The following is a 16,904-nucleotide window of genomic DNA, read 5'->3' on the forward strand; positions in this document are numbered from 1 at the left end:
GCGTTACCCCCGCGTCGAAGCCGTAGAATCCCCTACATGGTGGCCGAGTCTGTTCTCAAGCGTCGGCCCGCGCTCCCCGGAGCGATGCGCGGCCTCTGGTCACGCACGAAGAGGCCGATCGGCGCCGTTCTGATCGGCCTACTGGCCGGGGTTCTGCCGGTCGCCTCCGCCGGTCTGCCCGCATCCGCAACCGCGTCTGAAATCACATCTGCATCTGCCCCAGCGGCCCCGACAGCGAAGACCATCGCCGCCGTAACGGCCAATGCGGTGAACCTGCGCGTGTCGCCCGCGACACTGGCGCCCCTCCAGGCTGGCCAGGACCTCACGGTCACTGTCACCGTCGAGAACGCGACCCTTGACACCATCTCACCGGGCACCATCAACCTCTTCCTCGCGGAACGGGCACTGATCAACCGCAACGCCCTCAACAGCTGGCTGGATCCGGAGAAGAACAGCAAACCCGGCGATCTCATGCTGAGCGAGCCCACGATGGCGTCCATTCAGCCGGACAGCACCGAGATCTTCACCTTGACCGTGCCGGCCGGCTCCGTGGGCCTCACCAGCGGCAACGCGTGGGGTGCCCGCGGCATTGCCGCCACCCTGAGTACAGACGACAGGGTGCGGGCAGAGGGCAGAGGCACCTTCGTCTGGTATTCCGACGAAGAGGTCACCCCCGTCAACATGTCGGTGATCATGCCGATCACCGCCCCCGCGCAGTCGACGGGCCTGATTACGTCAAAGGCACTGGAAACGTTTACGGCGCCGACCGGTGTTCTGAGCCGCCAGCTCGACGGCGTCGTCGGCCGCCCGGTCACCATTGCCATCGACCCGCTGATCATTGTTTCCATCCGAATCCTCGGTTCGGCGGCACCGCCCAGCGCAATCGCGTGGCTGAACCGGCTGGACGAGGCTCCGAACGATATATTCCCGCTCAGCTATGCCGATGCCGACCTTGCCCTGCAGGCTCAAGCCGGCGCCGGGCCGCTGCTGACGCCCACCACGTTCGGCCAGGCGATCGACCCTGCCTTGTTCGCCGCGACGGACCAGTCCGCGACGCCGAACTCCGACCTTGCCCTCCCGCCTGGCACCGAGACACCGGCGCCGTCAACGGACCAGCCCGCACCCCCCAGCGATGGCACACCACCCACCACGGAAAAGTTGCTTGCTTGGGAATATAGCGCCACTGACATCGGCTGGCCGGCCGAGGGTGACGTTGCGAGTGCAGACCTGGACGTATTCGCGGCCAGTGGCCTCAACACAACCATTTTGGGCGGATCGAACGCATCTGGGGCCGCCGGCGACTTCACCCCGAATGCATCCCTTGATCTCGGCACCGGCCACGGTTTGGGTCTGGTCGTCGATGATTCGTTGGCCGCCGCCCTGCGCACCGCCGCGGCCGCGACAACGGATGACGCGTGGCGCGAAGCCATGTCCCAGGTCAGCTCGCAGCTGGCGGTCGTCTCGGCCGAGCGCCCCGGAACCGCGCGCACCCTCCTGGCCACTTTCGACCGCGGGTGGCCGCCCAACGCAGACCGACTCACCGAGACCATCGACGCGCTGGCCGGGTTGCGGTGGTACGCGCCGTCCACCCTGCCGGAGGTGCGGGCATCCGTTCCAGCCGAAGAGGTCGAGTTTGACAGCCAGGCCGAGCCGGAGGATCGCGTGGCCCTGGCCGCCGAGCTCTTCGAGGCCGAGAAGACAATCACCGACTTTTCCTCCGTACTGTCCGACCCGGCGATCGTCACAGGCACGCAGCGCCTGGACCTGATGGCTCTGCTATCCAATTCCTGGGCATCCCAGGAGGCCAGTTGGGCGGATGCCGTCGGCACCAGCCTCGCGAACTCCTCGGCGCTTGTGGGCTCCATCACGGTCGCGACCAAGGGCCCCATCAACGTGGTCGGCAGCCAGGTCGACATTCCGGTGACCCTGGACAACGCCCTGAGCCAGGCCGTGACGGTGATGGTGCAGGTCGTTCCCTCCAACGGGCGCCTCCTGGTCGGCGAGGCGGTGGAGTCCACCATCGAAGCCCAATCCGCCCGCACCGTGACCATCCCGGTAACGGCCGCAGTGGGAAACGGCGCCGTCACCCTGCGCGTGACCCTGCTCACTCCGGCGGGAACGGTCATCTCGCAGCCCGCCCTCATCCCGATCAACGTGCGCGCAGACTGGGAAGGCCTCGGATCCCTCCTGTTCGCCGCGTTCGTGGTGCTGTTCTTCGGGTTCGGGGTGTGGCGCAACATTCTGCGACGCCGACGGGAACGTGCCGAAACTGAGACTGCGGACGCCCCCGAGCCAGAGGCAGAACCGGCCACAGTCCCTGAAGCCGAAGCACCCCGAGAAGAAGATCCCGAATCCGGGGCCGCCGGCGCTGCGCCCGGCCCGCTGACCCCCGCCAGCGCGGCCGATGCCCCGACGGAGCCCCGTGCCTAAGACCGACAGCATCGGCCGGGCGAGCGCATTCCTCGCCTCCGGAACCATTGTTTCTCGCATCCTCGGCTTCGTGAAGCTGATTGTGCTGGCGGGGGTGATCGGCCAGGTCGGTCAGAGCACCAACGCGTTCGCCGTGGCGAATCAGCTTCCGAACACGGTCTACGTCATCGTGGCCGGTGGGGTGCTGACGGCCGTCCTGGTGCCGCAGATCGTGCGCGCCAGCCTGCACGCCGACGGTGGCACGGCGTACATCAACAAACTCCTCACGCTGGCCCTGGTCATCCTCGCCGCGACCACCATCGCAGCCACCGCGCTTGCTCCGCTGTTGACCCTGCTCTACGGGTCCAACATGAAGCCGGAATCGCTGGCCCTCGCCACGGCGTTCGCCTTCTGGTGCCTGCCACAAATCTTTTTCTACGGCTTGTATACGGTCCTCGGAGAGGTTCTGAACGCCCGCAAGTCCTTCGGCCCGTTCACCTGGGTTCCCGTGATCAACAACGTCGTGGCCATCGCGGGCCTACTCACCTTCTCGGCGTTCTACGGAGCCGACCCGAACGGGACCCGGCTGGCCACCGAGTTCACGCCCGCGATGATCGCCGTCCTCGCCGGGAGCGCCACGCTCGGCGTCGTGCTGCAGGCCGTCGTGCTGTTCTATTTCTGGCACCGCATCGGTCTGCGCTTCCGCCCCGACTTCCGCTTCCGCGGCGTCGGGCTCGGCGTGGCCGGCCGGATGGCGAGCTGGACCTTCGGGATGCTCCTGCTGACCACCCTGGCCGGCGTCGTCGAAACCCGGGTGGTCACCCTCGCCGGCGACTCCGACGCCTCGGTCGCCGCACTCAACACGGCCTGGCTCATCTTCATGCTCCCGCATTCGGTGATCACCGTCTCAGTCACCACCGCCTACTTCACCCGGATGAGCGAGCACGCCTCGGTGGGCAAGCTGGCCCTGGTCAGAACGGATGCCTCCTCCGCCATCCGCGGCACCACCCTGATCATCGTGCTCGCCTCCGCCGTCATCGCGGTCTGCGCCTACCCGTTCGCCCGGGTCTTCGTCGCCCCCTACGAACAGGTGCAGAGCATCGGCAACGTCATCGTCGCCTACGTGCTCGGCCTCGTTGCGTTCTGCGTCCTGTTCGTCGTACAACGCACCTTCTACGCGCTCGGTGACACCCGTACGCCGTTCTACTTCACCCTGTTCCAGGTGACGCTGGTCATCATCGGCGTCCTTGCCTGCTCGCTCCTGCCCAGCGCCTGGATCGCCGCGGGCGTCGCGCTCACGGTCACCGTGTCCGGCATTGCGCAGGCCCTGCTGGCGGCAGGGCTGCTCCGTGGGCGCCTCGGCGGCATCGACGGGCGGCGCATCCTGCGCAGCCTCGTGAAGTACTTAGTCGCCGCCGTGCCCGCGATCACGGCCGGCGTTCTCCTCCTGCTCGTGCTTGGTGGCACCCAGGAGGCTGGATTCGCCCTGTCCGGGAAGCTCCAGGCCGTTCTCACCATGATCGTCATCGGCCTCGCCATGTCAGGCGTCTACTTCGGCCTGCTGCTGCTCATGCGCACCGCTGAGCTGCGCGGCTTCATCGACCCGGTGATCGACCGCATCCGTCGTCGTTGACCGGTCCCCAGCCGGCGTGGAATAGCATCCGATTAGGATGTGTTGTATCCGGAAGCGAGGCAATCGAGATCGCTGCCCCCACAATCTGAAGGAGTCTACGCGTGCGTCAGATCATCATCATAGGCTCCGGACCGGCCGGTTTCACGGCCGCGATCTATGCCGCCCGGGCGAACCTGAAGCCGCTTCTGATCGCCAGTTCGGTCGAGGCCGGCGGCGAACTGATGAACACAACCGAGGTGGAGAACTACCCGGGCTTCCCCGACGGCATCCAGGGACCGGAACTGATGTCCAAGATGCAGGAGCAGGCCGAGCGGTTCGGCACCGAGGTCGTCTATGACGACGTCACCGAGCTCGAGCTTTCCGGCGACACCAAAACCATCACGCTGGGCAGCGGCGAGAAGCACGAAGCACTCTCCGTGATTTTTGCCACGGGTTCCGCCTACCGCAAACTGGGCCTGGACGACGAAGAGCGCCTGTCCGGCCGCGGCGTGTCCTGGTGCGCCACCTGCGACGGCTTCTTCTTCAAGGAGAAGACGATCGCCGTGATCGGAGGCGGCGACTCCGCGATGGAAGAGGCCACCTTCCTCACCCGCTTCGCCAGCAAGGTCTACGTCGTGCACCGCAAGGACACCCTGCGGGCCTCCAAAATCATGCAGGAGCGTGCGTTCGCCAACCCCAAGATTGAATTCCTCTGGAATTCCCAGGTCGTCGGCATCACCGGCACGGATGCCGTCGACGGCTTGGTCCTGCGCAACACCGTCTCGGGTGATGAAACCTTGCTCCCCCTCGGCGGAATCTTCGTGGCCATCGGCAACGACCCGCGCACGCACCTCGTGCACACCAAGCTCGATTTGACCCCGGAGGGCACCATCGCCGTCGCTGGTCGCAGCTCGAAAACCAGCCAGACCGGTGTTTTCGCCGCCGGGGACGTGATCGACCCGACCTATCGCCAGGCGGTGACCGCAGCGGCATCCGGAACCGTCGCCGCACTCGACGCGGAGCACTACCTGGCCTCGCTTCCCGAGAACCTGCTGGCCAGCGCCGGCGAACCCGCACTCGCGTAACCCCTCACCGAAGTCACATAACCCTCAATCAAGGAGTAACCACATGTCTGCACGCGCCGTCACCGACGTCACCTTCGACCAGGAAGTCATCAACAACGAAAAAACCGTTCTGGTGGACTTCTGGGCGGAATGGTGTGGCCCGTGTCGCGCCGTCAGCCCGATCCTCGACCAGATTGCCAGCGAGAACGCTGACAAGCTCGACATCGTCAAGCTGAACGTCGACGACTTCCCGGCGCTGGCCGCCAAGTACCAGATCACCTCCATCCCGGCGATGAAGGTGTTCCAGAAGGGCGAGGTCGTCAAGACCGTCATCGGCGCCAAGCCGAAGGTCGCCCTTGAGAAAGATTTGGCCGCCTACCTGGCCTAACCGTCCCTGCCTCTACCGAGGCCCTGACCCGTCCGGCTCACGCCGGGCGGGTTTTTCGGGATTCGGGCCGGATGGTACCGACCGCATACGATTGAAACCTCACCAGATCGGAAGTGACGTGACAGCGAAGCGCTCCCCCCAGACCGGCAACAACCTCGACCCGTGGTACCACCACTACGCCGAGCGAGCCGCGGGGTTGCGCGCCTCCGAGGTCAGGGCTCTCTTCGCGGTGGCCTCCCGCCCCGAAGTCGTCTCACTGGCCGGCGGCATGCCCTTCGTGGCTGCCCTACCGCCCGACCTGGTTATCAACGCCATGGACCGGGTCATGCGCCAGCAGGGCCCCGTCGCTCTCCAATACGGCTCTGGTCAGGGCGTTCCCGTTCTGAGGGAGCAGATACTCGAGGTGATGGGGCTTGAAGGCATCCGTGCGCACGCCGACGATGTCGTCGTGACAACGGGGTCGCAACATGCCCTCGAATTGGTCAGTAAACTTTTTCTCGACCCGGGCGACGTGGTGCTCTCGGAGGGCCCCAGCTACGTCACGGCCATGGTCATCTTCAAGTCGTATCAGGCCGAGGTAGAACACGTGCCCATGGACGAGCACGGCCTGATCCCTGAAGCGCTCCGCCAGCACATCCAGCGCCTCAAGGCCGCCGGCAAGACCATCAAGTTCCTGTATACGATCCCGAACTTCCACAACCCGGCCGGAGTGACCCTGAGCTGGGCCCGTCGCCTCGAGATCCTCGAGATCGCCCGGGCGAACGACATCCTGGTGTTGGAAGATAACCCCTACGGACTGCTCTACTTCGACCAGCCGGCACCGGATGCGATGCGCTCGCTCGAAGAGGACGGAGTCGTCTACCTAGGCACGTTTTCCAAGACCCTCGCCCCGGGCTTCCGGGTCGGTTGGGCGCTGGCCCCGCACGCCATCCGGGAGAAACTGGTGCTTGCCAACGAGGCCGCGGTGCTCTCCCCCAGCTCGTTCAGCCAACTGGTGATTTCCGAGTACCTGGCGACGTCCGATTGGAAGGGCCAGATCAACACCTTCCGCGGGGTCTACCACGAGCGAAAGAACGCACTGCTGGACGCCCTGGAAGAGTACCTGCCCGGCCTCACCTGGACCAATCCGAACGGAGGGTTCTACGTCTGGGTCACTCTTCCAGAGGGACTGGACTCCAAGGCCATGCTGCCGCGGGCGGTCAAGGAACTCGTGGCGTACACGCCCGGCACCGCCTTCTTCGCCGACGGCGACGGGCGGCGCAACATGCGCCTCTCGTTCTGCTACCCGACGCCGGATCACATCCGGGTCGGAATCCGTCGCCTCGCATCCGTCCTCCGTGATGAGCTCGACCTGCTCGAGACCTTCGCCGGCACCGGTTCCCTGAACCCGTTGCGCGCAGAAGGCCGCTTCAACTCCCCACCCCCCGACATTTCGTAGTTCGTCTCCGTCGGTATCCACACCAGCCAAAGCAAGGAAAAACCCTGACCATGAGCGATTTTTTGGCACTTGACATCGTTGTTCTCGCGGGCGGGATCTCGCACGAGCGGGACATCTCACTGCGCTCGGGTCGCCGGGTCGCGGATGCACTGACAAGCTTGGGCCATACCGTCACCGTTCTGGACCCGCAGGCCGGCCTGCTCGCCGATCTGACCATCCGGAAACCCGATGTGATCTGGCCGGTCGTGCACGGCGCCACCGGTGAGGACGGTGCACTCCTGGCCCTGCTGGAGACCACCGGGATACCCCACGTGGGCTCGCTAGCTGGACCGGCCCGTCTGGCCTGGTCGAAGCCGATCGCCAAGGAGCTCGTGCGCCGGGCCGGCTACGCCACCCCCGACGCAATCGCTCTGTCCACCGAAACGTTCCGCGATCTCGGTGCCGCCAGCGTCCTCGAGCACCTCCTGACGGCCATGCCCACGCCGCTCGTGGTGAAACCGGCCGAGGGTGGCTCGGCCCAGGGGGTCAACATCATCGACTCCCCCGCCGGACTGCCGCGTGCCATGGTCGACGCCTACACCTACGCCACGGTCGCCCTGGTGGAGGAGAAGGTCGAGGGTACCGAACTCGCGGTCACGGTCATCGACATTGGAGACGGCCCCATTGCACTGCCCGCCGTGGAGATCGTGCCCATTGACGGCGTCTACAGCTTCGAGGCCCGCTACAACGCGGGAGAGACGCTGTTCTACACACCGGCCCGGATCCACGCGGAGATTGCGGAACTGGTGGCACAAACCGCGGTCGCCATCCATGAACTGCTCGGCCTGCGCCACATCTCCCGCATCGACCTGATCGTGGACTCGGATGGCGTTCCCTGGTTCCTGGAAGCGAACGTGCTTCCGGGTCTGACCGAGACGTCCCTGGTGCCCCAGTGCATCGAGGCTTCCGGTCAGTCTCTCGGCGCCGTCTACGACGCCCTCGCCCGAGCCGCCATCGCTGGCTCGTAGTCCGCGCCGTGGGCCGTGTTTCACGTGAAACATGGTTCTGTCGCCACTCGAGCCCGTCGGTGGACGAGCTCATCGAGACCACGCCGACCAGCCCCCCCCCCCCNCCCCCCTCACGCTGGTGAAGGCTATCGAGCACCCACCCCGCTCCCACACCGCCCGCCCTGCCGGCATGGACGCCTTGCCCCCCGTACCTGCCCGAATGCCCGGACGGCACCGACGTCGTTGGCTGCACCTGGAAGTTAGGTCGCATACTCTTTCATTACACCGTCGGAGATGGTGACGAGTGCACACGCACCCGACGCTCGGTGTCGCTCTTCTGCGTCGATGAACACTACTTGATCGACGATGCTCTCGCGAGGGACAGCCCCGGCCACACTTGCCACCGTCCGCTCACCGACCGTCATTCGCGGGATCCAACGTTTCACGTGAAACGCTCACGACACATCCACTCGCTGACCGCAGTAGACGCTAAACCACCGAGTCTCCACGTACGAACCGGCCCGAGAACAACCACGGGTGAGCAAGCTCGGACTGACTGACCCTCTCCCCTACCCCTCCCCTTTGGCAGCGTGGCGCCTTCGCGGATTCGGCGGATGTGACGCAAGCTAACGTAATGAGACCAGACCGCAGACGAACCGCCGTGCCTCCACGGAGTCGGCACTCCGCGCGCAAGGCAGGACATTTTCACCGTTCCGCCGCACCGTGTGCCCGGGATTAGGCGCAATCCAGACAGGCAACATCGCGACCATATCGGCCTAGGTAGCGGATCGAACTCGCGACTGTGACAGATGCCATGCCGTGGGCGGATGCATCCGCTGACGATCCCCGATCTCACGAACACACTCATTTCGGCGGTCGATCCTGTCAAGACCGGAATGGGAACCGGCGCAGGTGCGCGGAGGTGTCGACGCTGCGGAACTGCTCCAGTGTCGAACTTTTAGAGACCAGATCCGAACCCGGCATGTGTTTCACGTGAAACATGACCATTTCGGGACGGGGAAACGATATTCTTCGCCCACGCAGTGCCCTGGAACCCGTTCGCATGGCGACCCGCCCGATCTGGACGTCGTGTCTTCGGGTCTGCCTGTCGGGGTTCTTGCACTCGACGCGGTTGGATTTCGCCAATGTCGATCAGGGACGAGGGGATGCCGATACTGCCTCACCCAGGTCCTGCTGGGTTTGCGCAGCGCACGGGGCAGGCGACTTCCCGCCGTGTTGCACAAACGGCAGGACCAAACCCACGAGCCGTGGGGAACAAGTCATCAGTTGACAGGGGCCGAGAGTGGCTCCAGTGATTGACCTCACCCGCGCAACACTCATGATTTACCAGGTTGCCCCGCGTCAGGCTCGGTCACGCGGAAGGACCCCAGGAGCCCGGCACGTGACGAACCCGACCACCGAAGCGGATCGACGGGAACCAGTCCCGCCACGCTTGACCACCGGAACGGGACGGGGGGCGACGGTCGTCGAGCCTGTCGCAACCTGTGCACACTGGATCGCTCCATTCTCTGCAGGCAAGAATCTGACCGCGGATGCCGGCTGCTCACTCGAAATGAGCGCCGTGACTCAAGCCGTGAATCCAGGGTGGGCTGGTCAGTGCGCTTCTTGAGTGCACGATCTCTGAAACGCAGAATTTAGGCCTCATAAGGGCCGTAACGCGGATTTCTGTTCTGCCACCTGAGTGCTTAGGTTGCTTCCTGATGACGTCTAATGTGCAGTTCATGGCTGATTTGATCGCCCGGAGACTCAGCTGGCGATGACCGGAGGTCGGTTTGACGAATCGCAGGCCCACATGCACGGGAGGACCAGCGTATCTGGATGGACGTGCGACCAAGATGTCGGGTCGCGGGTCTCGGGTCCCGGGTCTCGACAGGCTCCACCACCGGAAGAGGTGAGGGGACAGAAGTCTGGACAGGCTCGAACACCGCGGCCCGGTTCGACGCACGGTGAAGGCCGAAGCTCATGTTTCACGTGAAACACTAACGGGGTGGGGCGGGTGTCGACACACGCGACCACGGGGTGATCGATCACCGGCCAGTCGACCAGCGAGCGGTCGATCAGCGGGGCACTCGACACTGGGGTGAGGCTAGCTGGCTCCGAAACCGGGTTCACCGAGGACGTCGAGAATGCGATTGAGATCACCGATCGTGGCAAAATCGACCATGATCTGGCCTTTTCTTGCGCCTAAATGGATCTTTACGCGTGTGTCGAGTCGGTCACCGAGGCGTTCCGCGATCTCGTCGAGGTGTCCCTGACGACGTCCGCCCGTTGGCTTAGCGGAATCGACACGTGGCTGCATCGCGGCCGCGGCCTCCGCTGCCCGCACGGAGAGATCCTCGTTGACGATTTTATCGGCCAGCTTGACCATGCCCGCCGGATCCCCGACGGAGAGGATCGCGCGCGCGTGCCCGGCGGACAGAACACCGGCGGCAACGCGCATCTGCACGGCCTCGGGGAGCTTCAGCAAACGGATGGTGTTGGTGATCTGCGGCCGCGACCGACCGATCTTCTGTGCGAGCTCCTCCTGGGTGATGCCGAAATCGGCCAGCAACTGCTGGTAGGCGGACGCCTCCTCGAGCGGGTTCAGCTGTGCGCGATGCAGGTTCTCCAGCAGCGCGTCACGCAACATGTCGGCATCCGCAGTTTCACGGATGATCGCCGGAATGGTGGTCAGTCCGGCCACCTTCGTGGCACGAAGCCGACGCTCCCCCATCACTAGTTCGTATTTGCCGGGCTGCTCCACGATGGAACGAACCACGATGGGCTGCAGCACGCCGACTTCCTGGATGCTGTGTACCAGCTCGGCCAGGTCGGACTCATCGAAGGTGCTCCGCGGCTGGACGTGGTTCGGCACGATGTCACTGGGATTGAGGTGCGCGAGCCGCGCACCCGGAACCGGGAGAAGTCCCTCGGTCTCGTCCGGGCGCACCGCATTGGCGTAGGGGAAGAACACATCGACTGGACGCGCCTGAGTCGGGTCGTCCTGAATGGGGATGAGTGCACCGATCCCCCGGCCAAGCCCAGTCCTTTTAGCCATTAGAGTGCGACTCCTGTCTTGGGGGCGCCCCGATGGGCGATCTCTGCTGCTGCTTCGAGGTATGAGAGTGATCCGGCAGAGTTGAGGTCGTAACTGATAACGCTCTGACCGTAGCTCGGCGCCTCAGAGACACGCACGGAACGCGGTATAAGGGTGTTCAGAACCTGCTTGGGGAAGTGTTCACGCACATCCTGGGCCACGTGGTTCGCCAGGTTGGTGCGGCTGTCGTACATCGTGAGCAGAATCGTGGACACCTCGAGGTCCGGGTTCAAGTGCTTCTCGATCAATTCGATATTCTTAAGCAGTTGACTGAGACCTTCGAGCGCGTAGTACTCACACTGAATCGGGATCAGCACCTCGCGGGCCGCGACAAACGCGTTGATCGTCAAGAGTCCCAGAGATGGGGGGCAGTCGATGAAAACGTAATCGTAGGGGTCATCCATCGTTTTCAGGTGCGATTCGAGGGCGCGGTTGAGACGCTGCTCACGGGCGACCAGGGAGACGAGCTCTATTTCTGCACCCGCGAGGTGGATGGTGGCCGGCACACAGAACAGCGAGCCGAACTCCGGGCTGTTCTGAACGACCGCAGCCATTTCCTCGTCGTTGACGATGACGTCGTAGACGCTGGGTGTTTCCGCGCGATGTTCGACGCCCAAGGCTGTAGACGCGTTGCCCTGGGGGTCCAAGTCGATCACCAGAACGCGCGCGCCCTGACGGGCCAGAGCGGCCGACAAGTTGACCGCGGTCGTGGTCTTGCCGACGCCACCCTTCTGGTTCGAGATGGTGATGACGCGCGTCTTCTCCGGCCTCGGCAGCGTCTCGGAGGCAATCCGCTGTCGGCGCCGCGTCAGATCAGAAATCTCACGCGCAAGCGGGGTTGTATCGTCAAACACCGCGGCCGCCTTGCTTGATTGCTGGTCTTCACCAGGTTGTTTCACGTGAAACCTTCGCGTTCGACGATTGATGAGCCACCCCCACAGGGACTCCGGTTGTACCTCAGCACTGATAAGAGCAGACACCAGGGACTAATCCACTGTAGCCCTTATGACTCGAGTCACATCCTGCAGCACGCCCTCGCCGAGGGTGATCACCTCGACATTGCTGAGCCGGAACTTACGGATGGCCTTCGCCGCGGCTTCGACCTCCGCCGCGGCGCCCGTGCCCTTCATCAGCACCAACTCACCGCCGGGATTCAGAAGGGGGGCCGTGAGAGGGATCAGGGTGCGGAAGGCACTGACCGCACGGGCGGTCACCTGGTCAAGCCGCCCGGGCAGCCGAACGTCTTCCGCCCGAGCCCGGAGTACGGTCGCATTGGTCAGGCCGAGCGCGGCCACTTGGCCGGTCAACCACGCGACCCGGCGCTCCATGGGCTCGATGAGTACGAACGTCACGTCCGGCCGGGCGATCGCCAGCACCAAGCCGGGTAACCCGGCCCCGGAACCGACATCGCCGACGAGTCCGGGTCGGAGCAGCGGCGCCACGATCGCACAGTTGAGGATATGTCGACTCCATAGCCGTGGTACTTCCACCGGGCCGATCAGGCCCAGTTCCTCGCCCTGCGCAGCCAAACTGGCCACGAAGGCGCGGGCACCGTCGATCTGGCCACCGAAGAGATCCGCGGCAACGGCTGGCTCCGCCTCGAGAGTGTGAGTCACAATATTTCGATGTACTACGCGGCGGAGATGACCGTGTGACGGTCCCGGCCCTCGCCTTTGGACTCAGAGACGAAACCCGCCTCCGACACCAGGTCATGCACGAGCTTGCGCTCGTAGGAGGACATCGGCGGCAGTGATGCCTCGGCGGCACCCGCCTGGATGCGTTCCACGGCGCGGGACACCAGCGAGGCTAACTCGGCCTGCCGGGCGTCGCGCGAGCCGCCGATATCCAGGATCAACCGCGAGAAAGCTCCGGTCTTGTTCTGCACGGCCAGTCGCGTCAATTCCTGCAAGGCATTGACGGTTTCCGGCTTTGACAGCAAACGCAGGTTCGCGACATCCGAGGAATTGACGGACAGGTATGCCCGCCCATTACGCGCGTCAATGTCGATGTCCCCGTCGAGGTCGCAGATATCGAGGAATTCCTCGATGTAGTCCGCGGCGATGTCCCCCTCCTGCTCGAGCTGGCCGAGCGTGGGGGAATCGTCCGCCGGTCCAGGTGCGGCGATCACGTCAGTGTTCTCAGTCACGTTGGGTCTCTTCTTATTTTTTAGGGCCGGATTGCTTTTTGGCACGATTCTTTGCGACCGGCTGCTGACGCTGAGGCTTCTTGGGTTCTTCGACCACAATCACGTCACCATCCGTGGCGATGAGTTTACCCTTTCGGGCCAGTCGCTCTTCGCGCGCCTTGGCGGCCTCGCTGCCGGGCGTGGGCATATTCCGGATGACCAGGAACTGCTGGATCATGGTCCAGATGTTCGAGGTGAGCCAGTAGAACATGACGCCGAGGGGGAAGGCAACACCGGAGAAGGCAAAGACGAGGGGAAGCAGGTAGAGCATGATGCGCTGCTGCTTGAACATGGGGCTCGCCTTGGTTTCCGGCGACATGTTCTTGGAGACGATCTGTAGCTGGGTGATGAACTGTGAGGCAGTCATCAGAACCACCATGATGGCCGCGATCCACATAACAACGGCATTGAAGTCCTGACCAGCGACCATTTTTGTCCACTGAGACGCGAACGAGTCATGCAGCGGCGCGTCGCCGAATAGGGTGGCGTTTCCGAAGCTCTTCGCGAGATCGTCGTTGAGTGGGCCGACTCCAGCCTGACTGCGTTGCGCGTCATTCAATACGGAGAACAGGGCGAAGAAGATCGGCATCTGCAGCAACAGAGGCAGGCAGGAGCTCAGCGGGTTGGTGCCTGTGCGCTTGTAGAGCTCCATGGTCTCGCGGGACATGGCCTCGCGCGAAAACTGGTCTTTCTTGCCCTTGTACTTGTCCTGAATCTTCTTGAGTTGCGGCGCGACCTCCAGCATCTTGCGCTGGCTCTTGATCTGCCGCACGAAGATGGGAATCAGGGCGGCCCTGACGACAATCACGAGTCCGACGATCGAGAGCACCCATGTGAGGCCGTCGTCGTAGTTCATCCCCATGACGGAGAAGAGGGAGTGGAATGCGACGAGTAGAGCCTCGACGACCCATTTCAGCGGCCAGAGAATCGTACCTAGGAGGTCCATCTTTGCGTCAGCCCTTTCCGTGGCTCGCTGCGATAACAAAACCAAACGACGTCACGATGACGCGACGCTTCCGCCTGAGGGGAACGTCATCGATCCCGCCTTCGGCCCACGGATGGCATCGGCCCAGCCGCAGCGCGGCTCGGGCTGATCCCACGACGAGTCCGTATTCCTGAACGGTGCCGAGTGCATACGCCGAACAGGAGGGGTAGTACCGGCAAACATCGCCGTAGAGCGGGGAAATCACGGCTCGGTACGCACGCAGTACGAGAACCCCCGCATTGCGTGGGAGGAGTATGAGCGTAGTCAAGAACCTGTTCATCAGTCAGCGATCCGATCGGATCGCTGCCGGGGCCTTACCGGCAACGGATCTAACCGAAATGCGCTGAAACTTCTCCAGCGCCACGGACAGTTCCGCATGCAGGGTCGACCACGGCGCATCCGCTGCTGACGGCAGAGCGCGGATGACGACATCCGTGCCGGGCCGCGCAGAGATCAGCACAGCGTAGCTCGCCGCCTTCAAACGACGTCGGACTCGATTGCGCCGCACGGCGTCACCCACGTTTTTCGCCACAATGAAACCGAACCGTGCCGGAGCCTCCTCCGGATTCCGGCGCAGATACGTCACCAGGTGCGGGCCGACGATGCGCGCACCCCGGCGCACGACCGACTTGTAGTCGTCACCGGCGGTGATGCGATTGGCCCCCGCGAGCACGAGAGTACTTAAGCGGAGAGTTCGATGCGACCCTTGCGACGGCGAGCACCCAGAATCGCGCGGCCGGCACGGGTCTTCATGCGAAGGCGGAAGCCGTGCACCTTGGCGCGACGGCGATTGTTCGGCTGGAACGTTCTCTTGCTCATTGTTTTGTCTCCACGTGTTAAATCTCCGTAGGCCAAACTGAGCGGCCGGGAAAGAGTGAGGTAGCCCTAGGGCTGGGGTCAACTGATTAAAACTACGGCTTTGGCCGGTGATGGTCAAACTCGACCTCCCGAAATCATCGGTTGTACACACAATCGCACCCATTTCGAGCATCGACACGCGCACGAAATGCGAACGAATTTGGCCGGACTGGCGGTGATTGACTACCGTGAGGACAAGTTATCCACAGGTTTTCAACAAACCCTGTGAATTGGGGCTTATTTGCCCACAGGCGGTGGATAACCTTGTGGATGCTTTGGCTGGATTATGCGTTCAGAGACGAGCCCAATCCTCGATCTCCGTCGTTGTAGAAGGCAACAATGAGAGAAAAGCGGAGAAACCATGGCCACCGAAGAACAGCCCATCACGGAGACCTGGCGGTCTGTCCTGACCAGCCTGGAATCCGACGACAGCATCACGCCCATGCTGTACGGCTTTCTCAACCTGGTCGAACCCAAGGGTATCGCCGCCGGCACGTTCTACCTCGAGGTCCCCAACGAGTTCACGGCCAGCATGCTCAATCAGCGCATGCGAGTGCCGCTCCTGACGGCGATGGGCCACCTGGATGAGGCGTCCGCGGTGTCCACCTTCTATGTGGTCGTCAATCCCGAGCTGGAAAAGGAATCCATCCGGCCGGTGCACGAATCGAGTTCTCCCCCCGATGTGGAAACCCCAGCCGCACCGCAATCGGTGTTCGAGAGCAGCTCGCCCGAGCGGCCCCATGACACCCGGTTGAACTCGAAGTACAGCTTCGACAACTTCGTGATCGGCCAGTCCAACCGCTTCGCACACGCCGCGGCGGTCGCGGTAGCGGAGGCGCCGGCGAAGGCCTACAACCCTCTCTTCGTCTATGGGTCGTCCGGCCTCGGCAAAACCCACCTCCTGCACGCCATCGGCCACTACGCGATGAGCCTGTACCCCGGCATCCGGGTGCGTTATGTCAGCTCAGAGGAATTCACCAACGACTTCATCAACTCGATCGCCAACAACCGTGGTTCCGCATTCCAGTCGCGTTACCGCAACATCGACATCCTGATGATCGACGACATCCAATTTCTGCAGGGCAAGGCGGAAACGCAAGAAGCCTTCTTCCACACTTTCAACACCCTGCACGATCACAACAAGCAGGTGGTCATCACGAGCGACCTCCCGCCCAAGCACCTCACCGGTTTTGAGGACCGAATGCGGTCACGCTTCGAGTGGGGCCTGATCACGGATGTCCAGGCACCCGACCTGGAAACGCGAATTGCGATCCTACGCAAGAAGGCGCAGAGCGAGAAACTACAGGTCCCGCACGATATTCTCGAGTTTATGGCCTCGAAGGTCTCCTCGAACATCCGTGAACTCGAGGGAACCCTAATCCGGGTGACGGCCTTCGCGAGCCTCAACCGCACCCCGGTCGACATGGACCTGGTCCAGACGGTGTTGAAGGACCTGATCACCCTCGATGAGGACAACGTGATCGCGCCGGTCGATATCATCACCAACACCGCCGACTACTTCAAGCTCTCCGTGGATGACCTCTACGGGTCATCCCGGTCGCAGGCGATCGCCACGGCGCGCCAGATCGCGATGTACCTGTGCCGTGAGCTGACCAACCTCTCCTTGCCCAAGATCGGCCAATTGTTCGGTAACCGCGACCACACCACGGTGATGTACGCGAATAAAAAGATCAGCGAGCTGATGAAGGAACGCCGGTCGATCTACAACCAGGTGACCGAGCTCACGAACCGCATCAAGCAGAACCACCGTTACAAATAGCGGTATTTCTTCAGTTTTCACACCTGTGGATAACCCTGTGGAAATTGTTTACACAACTGGGCACAACCTGTAGAAACTCGGCACGTGGTTGTGCAAACTCCC

General features: G+C 63.3%; 15 protein-coding genes. 7 read left to right on the forward strand and 8 right to left on the reverse strand.

What is annotated here, in order from left to right; translation table 11 throughout:
- Window positions 1-36 precede the first annotated feature (36 nt).
- The 6 genes from E3T34_RS08585 (at window position 37) to E3T34_RS08610 (ending at window position 7,918) form a co-directional block, all read left to right on the forward strand.
- Window positions 37-2,430 carry a DUF6049 family protein gene (locus tag E3T34_RS08585; protein ID WP_134342729.1) on the forward strand — a complete coding sequence of 798 codons (2,394 nt, stop codon included), beginning with the start codon at window positions 37-39 and terminating at the stop codon, window positions 2,428-2,430.
- On the forward strand, window positions 2,423-4,042 hold the full coding sequence (murJ, locus tag E3T34_RS08590) for a lipid II flippase MurJ (protein WP_347232697.1): 1,620 nt from the start codon (window positions 2,423-2,425) through the stop codon (window positions 4,040-4,042). The genes E3T34_RS08585 and murJ overlap by 8 nt, the downstream gene beginning before the upstream one ends.
- A gap of 101 nt (window positions 4,043-4,143) precedes the next feature.
- Window positions 4,144-5,106, forward strand: coding sequence for a thioredoxin-disulfide reductase (trxB, locus tag E3T34_RS08595; protein WP_104100657.1), 963 nt, complete (start codon window positions 4,144-4,146; stop codon window positions 5,104-5,106).
- A 43-nt stretch (window positions 5,107-5,149) separates the two neighbouring features.
- On the forward strand, window positions 5,150-5,473 hold the full coding sequence (trxA, locus tag E3T34_RS08600) for a thioredoxin (RefSeq protein ID WP_104100656.1): 324 nt from the start codon (window positions 5,150-5,152) through the stop codon (window positions 5,471-5,473).
- A 118-nt stretch (window positions 5,474-5,591) separates the two neighbouring features.
- On the forward strand, window positions 5,592-6,911 hold the full coding sequence (locus E3T34_RS08605) for a PLP-dependent aminotransferase family protein (protein WP_134342731.1): 1,320 nt from the start codon (window positions 5,592-5,594) through the stop codon (window positions 6,909-6,911).
- A gap of 50 nt (window positions 6,912-6,961) precedes the next feature.
- A complete protein-coding gene (locus tag E3T34_RS08610) occupies window positions 6,962-7,918 on the forward strand; it encodes an ATP-grasp domain-containing protein (RefSeq protein ID WP_134342732.1) in 957 nt (318 codons plus the stop codon).
- Window positions 7,919-10,004: 2,086 nt separating this feature from the next.
- On the opposite strand, the gene E3T34_RS08615 is transcribed toward E3T34_RS08610, so the two are convergent.
- The 8 genes from E3T34_RS08615 to rpmH form a co-directional block, all read right to left on the reverse strand.
- Window positions 10,005-10,955, reverse strand: a complete 951-nt coding sequence (locus E3T34_RS08615; protein ID WP_134342733.1) for a ParB/RepB/Spo0J family partition protein — start codon at window positions 10,953-10,955, stop codon at window positions 10,005-10,007.
- Window positions 10,955-11,893 carry a ParA family protein gene (locus E3T34_RS08620; RefSeq protein WP_277613330.1) on the reverse strand — a complete coding sequence of 313 codons (939 nt, stop codon included), beginning with the start codon at window positions 11,891-11,893 and terminating at the stop codon, window positions 10,955-10,957. Before E3T34_RS08620 ends, E3T34_RS08615 begins: the two co-directional genes overlap by 1 nt.
- A gap of 87 nt (window positions 11,894-11,980) precedes the next feature.
- The gene (gene rsmG / locus E3T34_RS08625; protein WP_134342734.1) at window positions 11,981-12,613 is read right to left on the reverse strand and encodes a 16S rRNA (guanine(527)-N(7))-methyltransferase RsmG; all 633 of its coding nucleotides are present in this window, start codon (window positions 12,611-12,613) and stop codon (window positions 11,981-11,983) included.
- Between the two features lie 11 nt (window positions 12,614-12,624).
- Window positions 12,625-13,140 (reverse strand): R3H domain-containing nucleic acid-binding protein, encoded by a 516-nt coding sequence (locus E3T34_RS08630; RefSeq protein ID WP_104100650.1) that lies wholly within the window; start codon window positions 13,138-13,140, stop codon window positions 12,625-12,627.
- Window positions 13,141-13,153: 13 nt separating this feature from the next.
- Window positions 13,154-14,125, reverse strand: coding sequence for a membrane protein insertase YidC (yidC, locus tag E3T34_RS08635; protein ID WP_104100649.1), 972 nt, complete (start codon window positions 14,123-14,125; stop codon window positions 13,154-13,156).
- A gap of 7 nt (window positions 14,126-14,132) precedes the next feature.
- Window positions 14,133-14,444 (reverse strand): membrane protein insertion efficiency factor YidD, encoded by a 312-nt coding sequence (gene yidD / locus E3T34_RS08640; protein ID WP_104170913.1) that lies wholly within the window; start codon window positions 14,442-14,444, stop codon window positions 14,133-14,135.
- Between the two features lie 3 nt (window positions 14,445-14,447).
- Window positions 14,448-14,837 carry a ribonuclease P protein component gene (gene rnpA, locus E3T34_RS08645; RefSeq protein WP_134342735.1) on the reverse strand — a complete coding sequence of 130 codons (390 nt, stop codon included), beginning with the start codon at window positions 14,835-14,837 and terminating at the stop codon, window positions 14,448-14,450.
- Between the two features lie 8 nt (window positions 14,838-14,845).
- Window positions 14,846-14,983 carry a 50S ribosomal protein L34 gene (gene rpmH, locus E3T34_RS08650; protein ID WP_104100646.1) on the reverse strand — a complete coding sequence of 46 codons (138 nt, stop codon included), beginning with the start codon at window positions 14,981-14,983 and terminating at the stop codon, window positions 14,846-14,848.
- A gap of 400 nt (window positions 14,984-15,383) precedes the next feature.
- Between rpmH and dnaA the strand changes: the two genes are divergently transcribed.
- Window positions 15,384-16,802, forward strand: coding sequence for a chromosomal replication initiator protein DnaA (dnaA, locus tag E3T34_RS08655; protein WP_104100645.1), 1,419 nt, complete (start codon window positions 15,384-15,386; stop codon window positions 16,800-16,802).
- Window positions 16,803-16,904 lie beyond the last annotated feature (102 nt).

This window comes from Cryobacterium sp. TMT1-62 (genome assembly GCF_004403145.1).
GTDB lineage: Bacteria > Actinomycetota > Actinomycetes > Actinomycetales > Microbacteriaceae > Cryobacterium > Cryobacterium sandaracinum.